The sequence below is a fragment of the Devosia sp. 2618 genome, from assembly GCF_040546815.1.
Taxonomy (GTDB): domain Bacteria; phylum Pseudomonadota; class Alphaproteobacteria; order Rhizobiales; family Devosiaceae; genus Devosia.
Window position 1 is genome coordinate 3,269,949 of record NZ_JBEPOO010000001.1, and the last position, 12,205, is coordinate 3,282,153.

A 12,205-nucleotide genomic window follows, 5' to 3' on the forward strand; every position below is an offset into this window, starting at 1 on the left:
GTCAGTCTGCCTTAAGCAGCGCGTCTAATGCCAAATTGTATGAGCGGAATCCAAAACCACAAATCACGCCTTCACACACAGGTGCAATTACGGATCTGTGCCTAAATTCTTCGCGGGCATGCACATTGGTGATGTGAACTTCGATTGCAGTGACATCAGCGCCGGCAATCGCGTCGCGCAGGGCAATTGATATGTGCGTGAGCGCACCTGCGTTCAGGATAACGCCCCAGCCTTCTCTGCCCGCATCGTGAATGCGATCAACAAGATGACCTTCAACGCTTGACTGCTCAAATATGATTTCGACACGCCCTGCAGCGTGATTGCGAACACACTCTTCAACATCTCCCAGTGTCAGTGAGCCGTAGATGGCGGGCTCTCGCCGCCCCAGAAGGTTCAGATTTGGGCCATTCAGGACCAGGACTTTCTGAAACACCGGCATCCCTCAACACTGAAGCGCTTGACGCAATATTAAATCTGATATTTCATATATCGATAGAAAGGCCATTTGAAAAGAGGGCATCTGGTTTGTTGGAAACCATGTCGCTCGGGTCGTGGCATCAAGGGGAGATGGTCGTGACAAATAGTGAACCCATTGCGGGCGAGAACAGCGCCGGGCGGTCGCCCCGCTTCAACTACGTGATGGCGGCGGTCATGGCGCTGTTGTCGGCAGTAATTGCGCACGGAACATTTTTGTCAGGCCGATCACAAACTGGCGTATCAATGCCGCTGGTCTTCCCAAGCGCGCTTATTGGACTGCTGCTTGTGCTGGCGGTATTGCTGGTCTTTCAGACGCGCACCGGACGCATTCCTCGCATCGAAGTAGAGCCAATTGAGCTGAGGGGGCACCTCAAAGCCGCTCTCCTCCTCTCCATCGCTATCGCCTATCCGCTGTTGATGCAGGTGGTCGGTTTTCCACTCTCAACGACTTTGGCTCTGACCGCGTTTTCACTCGCGCTAGGCGAGCGTCGATACTGGCTCATAGGCCTCTATGCGATCGGGTTTTCTGCTGCGCTTTACGCGATTTTCATGATGGCGCTGCGCGTGCCCCTCCCCCTCGGCTTTTTCGGATAGCCACTCAAATGATCTTTGAATCCCTGGCTACTGTGGCCACTTTTAACAACGTCATCGCCATGCTTGCCGGTGTCATGCTTGGCATCGTCGGAGGGGCGCTGCCCGGGCTCACCGCTACCATGGTGATTGCACTTCTAGTGCCCTTCACATTTTCGATGGCCCCGTTGGCCGCGCTGCTCATGCTGTGCGGTATTCATGCTGGATCGAACTATGGTGGCGCAATCACCGCTATCCTGTTGCGGACCCCCGGCACACCTGCCAGCGCCGCAACGGTGCTCGACGGTTATCCGATGGCGCGCAAGGGGCAAGGTCGCCGCGCTGTAGAGCTGGCACTCTACGCGTCCGGCGTCGGCGGACTGATCAGCGTCTTCATCATGATTTTCTTGTCGCCACTGATTTCAAACGTCGCGCTGATGTTTGGGCCGTCAGAGTATTTTGCGATCGGCATTTTCGGCCTGACGGCGATTATTGGTGTAGCGGGGCGTTCCTTGCTCAAAGCAATGGTCGCCGCCGCGATCGGCCTTACGCTCACTTTGATCGGGCTCGACCCGGTTGCCGGTTATCCACGCTTCACCTTTGGCTCCACCGATTTGCTGGGTGGCGTACCCTTTCTGGCAGCGCTTATCGGACTGTTCGCTTTGCCAGAAGCATTTCGCCGAGCCGCAAAGTTTGCGGGCAAAAAGGAAGAAACACCGCACTTCGACAACTCGCATACTACGCTTAAGGAAATCATCGAGGTCACCCCTGTTGCCGCAAAGTCTGGTGTCATCGGGAGTGCGGTGGGCGTATTGCCGGGAGCAGGCGCAGATGTGGCAGCGTTCATTGCCTATAATGAGGCCCGTAGATCGGCCAAGGACAAGTCCCAATTCGGCAAGGGCGATCCTCGCGGGCTGGTAGCACCGGAATCGGCCAACAATGGTATTACTGGCGGTGCGATGGTGCCGCTCCTGACTCTGGGCGTGCCCGGGGATGCGGTGACGGCAGTGTTGATCGGCGCGTTCACAATTCAGGGTATCCGCCCGGGTCCACTGCTGTTCGAGACCCATCTTTATACGCTGATTTACCCGCTGTTTTTTGGCCTGATCGCTATCAATTTGCTCATGCTGGTCTGTGGCTACATCTTTTCAGGACCAATCAGTCAGATTGTCCGACTCCCAAGTAGCTTCATCATCGGCGGCGTCATTGTCCTATCGATCATCGGCTCGTACTCGATGCAATTCAGCATGTTTGACGTGTTCATCATGCTTTCATTCGGGGCGGCCGGCTACTTCCTGGAAGAAAATGACTACCCGCTGTCACCCGTTGTCTTGGCGATCATTCTCGGACCAGTGGTGGAAACAAACTTGCGGCGAGGACTGGTCATGCATTCGGGAGATCCTGTGGCGTTTTTGTCCAGCCCCATCTCCCTGACCATCTTCGCACTCGCTGCCATCACAGTTTGGTTCAGCGTGCGGAGCCGTCGCGCAATATTCAAGTAACATCGTTAAACTGAGGAGAAGTAACGTGAAACTAAGTACAATTAAAATTGCAGCCAGCACAGGCTTGTTTCTTGCGTCTGCGCTGGCAACCACCGCTACGGCACAGGAATATCCCGATCGTGCCATAACCTCTATCGTTGCTTTCGGCGCCGGTGGCAGCACTGATGTGGCAGCTCGCTCGCTGGTGCGGTTCGCCAATGAGTATTTGGGTCAAGAGATTGCAGTTGAAAACCGGACCGGCGGCGCGGGCGCTGTCGGGATGCTCGCTTTGTCGCAGGGGCGTCCGGACGGCTACACAATCGGCACGGTGAATTTCGAGCTTTTGGCGTTCCGCCCGCTCGAACGCGCGCCAGTCGGCCCTGATGACGTGCGTTTCATTATGAAAGTGCAGTCCTCACCGGCTACTCTGACTGTTCAGGCTGATGCCCCTTGGAACACGCTCGAAGAGTTCCTCGAAGCAGCTCGGCAACAGCCCAACAAACTGCGCATCGCCGCTTCGCCTCCCGGTGCCGTCTGGAACGTCGCGGCCGGGCTGATTACCAATGTCACAGAGACCGAAATCAACGTCGTGCCGTTTGACGGTGGCGCGCAATCAGCTGTCGCCCTGCTGGGCGGACAGGTCGATGCAACGACCATCTCCGTTCAGGAGGTGATCGACCACGTCACTGCCGGTAAGCTCAAGGTGCTCGCTACAGCAACCGAGGAACGTCATCCCGCGCTGCCGAACGTGCCGACATTCAAGGAAGCCGGATACGATGTCGTTTTCGGTTCGTGGGCGGCGATGGCCGCGCCAAAGGACATTCCAGAGGATCGCTTCCAGATTCTGGCTGACGCGCTCAAGAAAATGTTCGACGACGAGCGTTTCCAGACCTTCGCTGCCGAAAATGGCATCACGCTGGACTATGTTCCCGGTGCAGAATTCGCCCTTCAGATGGAAGCAGAGGCAGCTAGCGTCGCGGCGGTGCTCGCTGCGCAGGGCCTTACCGACGAATAGTGGCAGCCATCATGTCCTTACGTATCTCTCGTGACGCCCCCATGTACTGCATTGACGCAGGCGCGGTGCCGCTTGCCAGCATCCAAGGCACAACCGAAATCGTCTTCGAAACTCATGATGCACGTGGTGGAAAGCTGCGCGAGGCATGGCAGGTGCATGAAACGACGCCGGACTTTTCAGAACGCTTTCCGAAGGTCAACCCGGTCACCGGCCCCATCAATATTGATGGGGCCGAACCCGGCGACACGATTTCGGTGACCATCGACAACATTGAGCTAGATGACCAGGGTTTCATTCTCGTCAAACCCGACATGGGCATTAGCCATGGCAAGGTTTCTGACCCCGTAGCCAAGGTGTGCCGGATAGAGAGCGGATACGTTGTGTTCGACGATCTGCGGTTTCCGATTGCGCCGATGGTTGGTGTGATCGCTGTCGCGCCGGCGGGTGGGCCCGTCTCTCCTGCGTTGGTTGGCCGCTATGGCGGCAATATGGACAGCAAGCGCGTCACAACAGGGGCCACGCTCTATTTGCCGGTCCAGGTGCCCGGCGCCCTACTTTACGTGGGCGACGTCCATGCGGCCATGGGTGATGGCGAAGTGACGGGCACCGGTATCGAAATTGGCGGAAAGGTCTCGGTCACCGTCCAGTTGATCAAGGGGCAGTCGCGTCAGTGGCCGTGGTTAGAAACGGTATCTGAGATCGTCGCTTTGTCGTCCGCTCCTACCTACGAGGCGGCCGGGCGCATTTGCGTGGACGAAATGATCGACCTCTTGGGTATTCATCACGGTGTTTCACCGACAGACGCATATATGCTGATCAGCGCGGTCGGAAATGTGTGCATCAACCAATCTTGCGGCTCAACTGCCGATATTAGCGTGCGTGTCGAAATGCCCAAAATGGGTCACGGCATCAATCGCGTAACAGGTTAGAACAACCATGCTTCTTCACGATCTTCCAAACCATCCAGAGATTTCGCCGGAAATTTGGGCCGGGCTGTCTCAATTGCAACCCGCCTCGCTCGGGCATTATCTGACCAGCGGCATTATCAGCAATGATCTGCGTCCACTGGTCGGCGGCAAACGCATGGTCGGCCGTGCCGTGACCGTGCGTCAGCCTTTTCCCGATGCCATACCGGTTCATGTTGTATTCGACTATCTTCGTGCCGGGGATATTCTCGTTATCGATCGCTGCGGTGACAACCATATTGCCTGTCTTGGCGAGATGACCGTTCGCGCAGGACTGGCCATCGGCGTCGCCGGCTTTGTGGTCGATGGCGTCGTCACAGACATCGATGAACTCCGAGAGATCGGTATCCCGGTCTTTGCAAAAGGCCTCAATGTCGTCACGACACGTACGTTGGATATAGACGGGGCAGAGCTGTTTGGCCCGGTCGTTATCGGCGGAGTCACCATCAAGACTGGCGACATTGTCATGGGCGACAACAATGGCCTGCTGGCCCTTTCCCCACAACATCGCGGCCTGGACGCCTTGGTGAAACAGGCACTAAGCGACGAGCAGCGCGAGATAGAGTGGCGCCGCCGCCTCGCAAATGGAGAAGCTTTGTCGACCCTAAACGGCTCCCGAGCGCTCTTCGAGAAGCGCATCACAACCTGATTTGTCGCTCAGGTATCCCCTGCGCGGGGAGGGAGAACATGCTAACGCGCACCGTAGCGGTCGCGCGGTCGGCACTCAAGCAACATACCAGCGTGCGTGGCACATTCGTGGTGCAGTTAATCGGTTCGGACGAAGCGTCAGCTACCGCCCGAAATTCGGACACTGAACAAGCTACGATTTGCAGTCTGCTGATCTTCGACGAGAAGGAGATCAGAGATGTCGAAACGCAAGCAGCACGCGCCTGAGTTCAAGGCGAAGGTCGCGCTTGAAGCTCTGAAGGGTGAAGAGACGGCGGCCGAGCTGGCGAGCCGGTTCTGGGTGCATCCAACGATGATCCATCAATGGAAGCGGGCTCTGCTCGAAAGCGCGTCGGGCGTTTTCGAGCGGGGGCCGCAAGAAGCCCGAGATTGACGAGGAGCAGGTGAAGGAGCTCCACGACGTGGAAGTGCCGGTAGGGCTTGTCGTTGTGTTCCACCACGTATGCCTGAGACTGATCGGCACCGAGAGCCACAAGCACCCGCCGGGCGTCCTTATACATCTGGACAGTCGTGATACTGTCCGTCTGTGAGTAGCTCACCGACACATGAGCCACCGGCTTCCTGACCCTTTGGCTTAGCCCGGCCTGAGCTTCTGTCAGCGTGACTGCATGAGCTAGATTGTCAGCGGCTAGATTGATCGGAAAGAACCCGGCAACCCGTTGCCTGCGGTCCGGACAGGTACCCTTGTATCCGGTCCAATGATCCGTACGAGGTCCATGGTGGTTCAGCAGAAGACGGGACGACCAGCTCAGTTTGAAATTACGGCAGACGCACGAGGCAGTCTGCTTGCTTGGCTGGAACGGCGAGGCGGCACCGTCGAAGACTTTGCTTTTCCCAGCCGCGCAAATCCTGACGCACATTTGAGCACCCGCCAGTTTGCGCGCTTGGTCGATGAGTGGGTAACTGCCATAGGACTGCCTTCAGAAGAATACGCTACCCACTCGCTTCGACGCACCAAGGCTTCCCTGATCTACAAGGCCACAGGCAATCTTAGAGCGATCCAGATTCTGCTCGGCCACAGCAAAATCGAGAACACGGTAAGGTACCTGGGCGTGGACGTTGATGATGCCCTTTCTCTGTCGGAAGCTACCGAAATCTGAAGGATGCGACTTCGCCGGCGATCGCAGAGGGTCGTCGGCGAAGCGCCCCCATTCGCTCATTCAGCCAGTCGCCGCCAGTTCCAAAAAGCAGACATCGTCGCGATGCAGAATGGTGATCTTGTTGGGGGGCAAGCGGACGGTCAGGTATCGAGCTGTGCACGTCGGCTACCGATCAGGAAGTAGCGGTTATTGGCTACAGACAATGGTTGTTGGACGACGTTGCGCAAACGGGATGCCCGATAGACACCTTTTACGGCCCATTTTATGAAGTGAAGGTGGCGGCAATGGAATTGAGGACATCAACGGCGCCGAAGCTCTTTTTGAGGTCGATAATTTTCACCAAAGGCTACATGCGCCATACTCCCCGTGAGGGCGGCTCGAATGGAGCCGCCCGAGTGTCGATCCAGTTGAAGCAGGTCGACGCGGCCTGTGGCGGCTGCCATTCATCCGAACGATCAACGCCTGCGCGATAATTCGTTGCGGAAGGCTCGAACCACATTAGAGCGCTCAGGCCATACTTGCTCATCGCCTGCACGTTGGCGCAGCTCGCCCAAAGCTTTCCGACCTCGGTATTGATTGCCTCGTACAGCTCTTCATTGGCCGGGTTGACGCCGATCACGGCCGAGTACTTGGCCGACATGATGGGATAGCGGTCGTCCGGGGTGAACTCGGTCTGATGCAGTTTCCAGTCCGGGTTCTGCGACAAGGCGTATTCGGCCAAGGTCGGGTCAAGGAAAGCCACATCGATGCGCCCTGCTGCCACGTCCCGGATCGCCGCGTCCTGGGCCTCGTAGAGTTTGAGCTCGTCGACGCCATCGATGCTCTGCATCTCGGGGACAGAGGTAAATCCGACCACAGAACCAATAGTCCTGCCTGCCAGCTCCTCGGCGGATTTGTAGTTATGCCCCTCCTGCTGCAGCAGCGTTGTGGGGTAGTAATAGATCAGGTTCGTCATCTTCAGGATTTTGGTGCGCTCGGCAATCCACCCCATGCTGCCAAACATGATGTCCACCTGCCCCTGCACGGTCGACTGGATCACCGCAGACCATTCCATCTGGCGCACATCGAGCGTCAGGCCGAGATTTTCGGCGATTGTATTGATCATTTCGCCGTCAGTGCCGATTAGCGTGCCATCAGCGATACTGGTCATCGACATGTCAACAGCGATGCCGATCGTCAAAACGCCCGGATTGACTGTCTTGGGCTGTGCCAAGACTGGGTTCACCACCACAAAGCCAGTGAAGCAGCGACCACCGCGACGGAGCTATGAATGCGTTTCAAATTTAACATGACTTCCTCCCTTTGGACTGCACCATTATTTTCCCCGTCTGCCGAACATGGTGCTGCGCTCCAAACGGCGAATGGCGAGTGGCGAGTGGCAGGGGTAAACTCAATGCGAGATAGAAAATGGCGGCCAGCACATAAATGTGCATGGGCATGAAGGTGACCGAGGCCAGATCCTTGGCGCGAAACATGATTTCCGGCACCGCGATGACCTAGGCAATCGACGAGTCCTTGATCAACCCGACTGCGTAGTTCCCAAAGGGTGCGACCACGACCCGCGCGGCCTGCGGCACGATGACATCGATCATTGACCGCAATGGCGTCAGGCCGAGCGATAGCAATGCTTCGCTCGGCCCGCGATCGGACCGAAGACTTCTGCCATGGCGCCGCCTTGCAGGCCAAGTCCGAGTGTGGCCGTGGTAAAGGAATCGATCCGTAGTTGGGACGAAATCCTGCAATCCGAGATAGATCATGAACAGAATGACTAGCGGCGGCGTCCCCCGACCGACCCCGATATATGCGGCGACCAACCATCGAACCAACGGACAGGCGCCAGGCGCAACGTCACTACGAGCAGCCCGACAACGACGGCAACGGCCATGGAACTCACGGCCAACCGGAGGGTGAACCCGGCTACGGTCACAAAGGCACCGCCCCAGCTTGGCAGGTTTTCGATAATCTGCTGGAAAAAGCCGAACAGGGTCAGATCTCCGTGACAATCAACAAAGCGGGATACGCTAGCGTTCCCAACGTATGCAATTTTCCCCACCGTCCAACCAGTAAAAGAAAACGCCTTCTTTCTGGGGAACTACCGCTATCATTTGCGACTAACCGCTCGACCAGCCTCGCCCCGTAGGCAAACGCCACCTGGCATGCCGAGGCCGTCCAGGATTTCGATGACTTTGGATACAGACGCTTTCCCCACGACGAGCCGCTCGCCCCATATGTTGAGTCTCGTGGTGATTTCTGCGCTCAGCCCCTTCACGATAAATATTTTCGTTCCCGCGATTGCCGCCATCGCGGCGCATTTCAACACCGATGCCACAACGGTCGGGCTAGGTTTGTCGCTATATCTGGCGGCCACGGCGGTTGTCCAACTGTTGTCCGGTCCATTTTCAGACCGCTTCGGGCGCCGTCCGGTCATACTGTGCGGCACCGTGCTGTTCCTCGTCGGCACAGTGCTTTGCCTCACCACTGCTGATATCCATCTATTCCTACTAGGCCGCGTTCTGCAGGCGGCCAGCGCCAGCGGGCTTGCATTATCACGCGCGGTTATCCGCGACCTGCATGAGTCGAAGAGGGCAGCCAGCATTATCGGCTATGTCGGCATGGCATTGACTGTCGCGCCCATGCTGGCACCTGCGGTAGGCGGCACCATCGCCCCGGCCTTCGGCTGGTCCGTGATCTTCTGGCTGTTGCTGGCGTTCGGTGTGTTGGTGCTGAGCTTGGTTACCCTCGACCTGAAGCAGACTAACCAGAGCCGTGGCAGGCCACTCAAGAGCCAGTTGGCGGGCTATAAGATGTTGTTAACTGCAAGGCGTTTCTGGCTGTATGTCGGCACATCCTCGCTTACCATGGGCGCCTTTTTCAGCTTTTTGGGCGGTTCGCCCGTAATTGCTACGCAGATCCTGCAGATGCCCACAGCTTCGTTCGGACTGTGGTACATTTTGGGGAGCTTCGGCTTTATCATCGGCAGTTTCGGTACCGGTCGGTTCTCAGTCCGGCTGGGCCTTCCGAGGATGATAGTGCTGGGAACCAGCATTTGCCTCGCTTCGATGCTCCTGACCGCCGGTCTTATCGGCGCAGGCTTGCTATCCCCTCTGACGCTGTTCGGACCGATGGTCCTGTTCGGTATCGGCAACGGCCTCAATTTCCCTTCCGCCACCGCCGGCGGCGTCGGGCTGCTGCCCGAAGCCGCTGGTGCTGCTTCCGGGACCATGGGGGCTGTGCAGTTCGGCGTCGGAGCGATGGAGGTCTTGGTGCCGTGTTGCTCATGGTCGGGTTCGCCTTCGCCGGCTGGGTTTGCGCGCTTGTATGCAGTCGGGAGCCGCCGCTACGGCAGAGGTGATTGCCGCCCCCGGCGCGGCAATCATTCAACAAGGAAGCGCTCGCCTGACTATAGCCACGGGCGGCAACCAATTGTTATGTTTGATGCCTTGGCCTGAGCTGATTTTGACTTGGTCCAAATCGAGCTGTTAATCTTGAAGAATATGCCGAGATTTTAGCGCTTCACTACCACCTACCGCCGCGACTTCCCCAAGCTGGCGTTCGAGCGGTTACCCGGTGCCCTTACATTTCACCGCCATCAACCGCGAGGCTGCCGATCCTGAGGCCGAAATTGAAGTGCTTAACTAGGTGATATCGAGCAGAACGGTCGACATCCTTGCTCGCCATCCCCAAAATTGGCATCTCGCTTTCAACATTCCTCCGGCCGGTTCACCACTTAAATACTTTGTTGCGAGTTGCATGTGGGCGAGGCCTGCTACCGATAGCAGGTTCCTGAGGACTGCATCGCGCAGATGATGAAATCGGTAGGCTGGTTCTGTCTGCTCCGGGAGCTCGCAAAGCTAACACAGTACGCGACAATATCGACAGCCGAGTATCGCTGCTTTGCCCCTCAATCACGCGGCAGCACATCAATACGAACCTGCACCTCGACGCCAAATTCGTCGCCTAGCTATTGTGGCGACTCTACGGTTGAGATCCCACCGTAGTGCCGAGGGCGGTTGACCCGCGCACGATAACGCGATGAGCGATGATCGTACGCGGCGTCTTATGGTTGCCCCTAATCCCCAAGGCAAGTTTGGCGCCAGTCGCGCCGATCTCATAGGCCGGCAGCCGAACTGTCGTCAGATCGAGCAACTGCGAGTATTTGGCGTCGTCAATACCGGCCACCGAAATACCGCCCGGCACTGCAATACCCGCCTGCCGAAGCGTCGAAGTAATACCAACCGCCACGTCGTCGGACGCCGCAATGATGGCATCGGGTAACGCATTGGCCAGGAGGAATGTCGCGGCCTGCCGTCCGTATTCCAGGCCGAACCCGCCAGATAACTGCCATGACGCATCCAGCCCCACCTCGTGCATCGCATCCTCGAAGCCACGCTGCTGGTCGAGGCTGACGCTGAACCCATCGGGACCGCGGACATAGGCAATCCGCTTGTGTCCCAACCCGATCACGTAGCGCGTAATGTCGTAGGTGACCGAGTGGATATCGACGGTCACCACCGGTATCCCGGGAATGTGGCGGTCGGTCAGGCAGGTGACGCGCACCTCCCGAGCCACTTCCTGAATGGTCTCAACCAAGTCCTGATTCTGATCTGAGTCCGGATAATAGCCACCAGCCAGCAGAATCGCAGCGACGTTCTGGCCGTGCAATGCCCGCAGATATGCCATTTCCTGTACTGGACTTCGTTCCGCGTTACAGATCACCGTCATATAACCTTGACTACGTGCAATATCCTCTACCCCACGCACCAACTCGGCGAAGTAGATGTCAGTTATATCGCCGATGATCACCCCGATCGTGCGATTTACGTTGGTAGCTAGCGCTCGAGCGATGGCGTTGGGCCGGTATCCCAGCTCCCGAGCTGACTGCTCCACGCGTTTGCGCGTCTCTTCGCGGATGGAATAGGTTGACCCGCTCAGCACACGGGACACCGTAGCGAGAGAAAGCCCCGCGTGAGCTGCCACATCGTGAAGAGAGGCGCGAGATAACTTCATAAGACCATGTACCGAACAGCTCTTCTAAAGCTCCACCAGATATAGCGTTGCCAGAATATCTTTATAGTCTCAAATGCGTTTAACGAAGCGTCGACATAAATGATCCAGTTACACTTATGAGCGAGGGTTGGATTCAGCGTCGAGATAAAGTGTGCAATTTGGGTGCGTCCGCAGGATGCTGGCGGGGCAACTGACGGTGATCGCGCCTTCTAATGTCTGGCGCACTGCATCGCGCTTGGCTGCGCCGGGTACGATGCAGAACAATTGTTTTGCCCGCAACAGTCGCGGAATAGTAAGAGTGACCGCCATCAATGGCACGTCCTCGAAGCGCTCGAAACAATCGTCATCCACCTGCTGCTGCCGGCAGATATCGTCGAGCTCCACCAGCTTGACGTCAACCAGATCATTGAAATCGGCGACCGGCGGGTCGTTGAACGCCAAGTGGCCATTCACCCCGATGCCCAAGCAAACAATATCGATCGGCGAGGATCCGAGCATACCGGCATATTCCACCGCTGCAGCCTCGGGGTCCGAGCCCGGGTCGATCCGATGCACCGTCTGAAAAGAAACCCGGTTGAACAGTTTCTGGTCTAGCCAGTTGGCGAAGCGCTGCGGCGCGTCAGGCGCCAAGCCGACATATTCGTCCATGTGAAAAGCGACTACCCGGTTCCAGTCGATGTCCGGCGCAGCAACCAGCTCATCAAGCACCTCTTGCTGGCTGGGCGCGGCCGCGAAAATCATCCGCACACAGGATTGTGACGCTAGGCAGGCCCTTAGCGCCTCGGCGATATCCGTCGCTGCGATCTTAGCCATCTCAGCGCGAGTGGGGAAACTGCGAGCCAACAGACCGTCATGTATATGGCTCAGGCCGTTGATACGCATCAATGCACTCCGATTCAAGAT

General features: G+C 57.4%; 11 protein-coding genes and 2 pseudogenes. 8 read left to right on the forward strand and 5 right to left on the reverse strand.

Annotated elements, in window-relative coordinates:
- Position 1 precedes the first annotated feature (1 nt).
- Positions 2-433: a type II 3-dehydroquinate dehydratase gene (gene aroQ, locus ABIE28_RS16130; RefSeq protein ID WP_354064682.1), complete on the reverse strand. Its 432-nt coding sequence runs from the start codon at positions 431-433 to the stop codon at positions 2-4.
- A 140-nt stretch (positions 434-573) separates the two neighbouring features.
- Between aroQ and ABIE28_RS16135 the strand changes: the two genes are divergently transcribed.
- From ABIE28_RS16135 to ABIE28_RS16160, 6 genes and pseudogenes are all read left to right on the forward strand, one after another.
- The gene (locus ABIE28_RS16135) at positions 574-1,071 is read left to right on the forward strand and encodes a tripartite tricarboxylate transporter TctB family protein (protein ID WP_354064684.1); all 498 of its coding nucleotides are present in this window, start codon (positions 574-576) and stop codon (positions 1,069-1,071) included.
- 8 nt (positions 1,072-1,079) lie between these two features.
- Positions 1,080-2,549, forward strand: a complete 1,470-nt coding sequence (locus tag ABIE28_RS16140) for a tripartite tricarboxylate transporter permease (RefSeq protein ID WP_354064686.1) — start codon at positions 1,080-1,082, stop codon at positions 2,547-2,549.
- 25 nt (positions 2,550-2,574) lie between these two features.
- Positions 2,575-3,543 carry a tripartite tricarboxylate transporter substrate binding protein gene (locus ABIE28_RS16145; protein ID WP_354064688.1) on the forward strand — a complete coding sequence of 323 codons (969 nt, stop codon included), beginning with the start codon at positions 2,575-2,577 and terminating at the stop codon, positions 3,541-3,543.
- A gap of 11 nt (positions 3,544-3,554) precedes the next feature.
- Positions 3,555-4,472 (forward strand): acetamidase/formamidase family protein, encoded by a 918-nt coding sequence (locus tag ABIE28_RS16150; RefSeq protein ID WP_354064690.1) that lies wholly within the window; start codon positions 3,555-3,557, stop codon positions 4,470-4,472.
- Between the two features lie 7 nt (positions 4,473-4,479).
- On the forward strand, positions 4,480-5,157 hold the full coding sequence (locus ABIE28_RS16155) for an RraA family protein (RefSeq protein ID WP_354064692.1): 678 nt from the start codon (positions 4,480-4,482) through the stop codon (positions 5,155-5,157).
- A gap of 216 nt (positions 5,158-5,373) precedes the next feature.
- Positions 5,374-5,538: pseudogene (locus ABIE28_RS16160) on the forward strand (transposase); the annotation flags it as partial.
- A gap of 112 nt (positions 5,539-5,650) precedes the next feature.
- On the opposite strand, the pseudogene ABIE28_RS21160 reads toward ABIE28_RS16160, so the two are convergent.
- Positions 5,651-5,947 (reverse strand): annotated as a pseudogene (locus ABIE28_RS21160) (hypothetical protein); the annotation flags it as partial.
- Here ABIE28_RS21160 and ABIE28_RS16165 point away from each other — a divergent pair.
- Entirely contained in the window at positions 5,828-6,295 is a 468-nt protein-coding gene (locus tag ABIE28_RS16165) for a tyrosine-type recombinase/integrase (protein ID WP_354066465.1), read from the forward strand. The pseudogene ABIE28_RS21160 and the gene ABIE28_RS16165 overlap by 120 nt on opposite strands.
- Before the next feature lie 346 nt (positions 6,296-6,641).
- Here ABIE28_RS16165 and ABIE28_RS16170 read toward each other — a convergent pair whose 3' ends face one another.
- Positions 6,642-7,508 (reverse strand): substrate-binding periplasmic protein, encoded by an 867-nt coding sequence (locus tag ABIE28_RS16170; protein WP_354064693.1) that lies wholly within the window; start codon positions 7,506-7,508, stop codon positions 6,642-6,644.
- A gap of 967 nt (positions 7,509-8,475) precedes the next feature.
- Between ABIE28_RS16170 and ABIE28_RS16175 the strand changes: the two genes are divergently transcribed.
- Positions 8,476-9,744 carry a multidrug effflux MFS transporter gene (locus ABIE28_RS16175; RefSeq protein ID WP_354064695.1) on the forward strand — a complete coding sequence of 423 codons (1,269 nt, stop codon included), beginning with the start codon at positions 8,476-8,478 and terminating at the stop codon, positions 9,742-9,744.
- 526 nt (positions 9,745-10,270) lie between these two features.
- Here ABIE28_RS16175 and ABIE28_RS16180 read toward each other — a convergent pair.
- Together ABIE28_RS16180 and ABIE28_RS16185 are read right to left on the reverse strand one after the other, a co-directional pair.
- Positions 10,271-11,302 carry a LacI family DNA-binding transcriptional regulator gene (locus tag ABIE28_RS16180; protein WP_354064697.1) on the reverse strand — a complete coding sequence of 344 codons (1,032 nt, stop codon included), beginning with the start codon at positions 11,300-11,302 and terminating at the stop codon, positions 10,271-10,273.
- Between the two features lie 114 nt (positions 11,303-11,416).
- The gene (locus tag ABIE28_RS16185; protein WP_354064699.1) at positions 11,417-12,184 is read right to left on the reverse strand and encodes a glucosamine-6-phosphate deaminase; all 768 of its coding nucleotides are present in this window, start codon (positions 12,182-12,184) and stop codon (positions 11,417-11,419) included.
- Positions 12,185-12,205 lie beyond the last annotated feature (21 nt).

Bases quoted from the DNA above. Each gene is read 5' to 3' on its own strand.
- ABIE28_RS16155 (WP_354064692.1), top strand. From the start codon at position 4,480: ATGCTTCTTCACGATCTTCCAAACCATCCAGAGATTTCGCCGGAAATT.
- ABIE28_RS16140 (WP_354064686.1), top strand. From the start codon at position 1,080: ATGATCTTTGAATCCCTGGCTACTGTGGCCACTTTTAACAACGTCATC.
- ABIE28_RS16185 (WP_354064699.1), bottom strand. From the start codon at position 12,184: ATGCGTATCAACGGCCTGAGCCATATACATGACGGTCTGTTGGCTCGC.
- ABIE28_RS16180 (WP_354064697.1), bottom strand. From the start codon at position 11,302: ATGAAGTTATCTCGCGCCTCTCTTCACGATGTGGCAGCTCACGCGGGG.
- ABIE28_RS16175 (WP_354064695.1), top strand. From the start codon at position 8,476: ATGACTTTGGATACAGACGCTTTCCCCACGACGAGCCGCTCGCCCCAT.
- ABIE28_RS16150 (WP_354064690.1), top strand. From the start codon at position 3,555: ATGTCCTTACGTATCTCTCGTGACGCCCCCATGTACTGCATTGACGCA.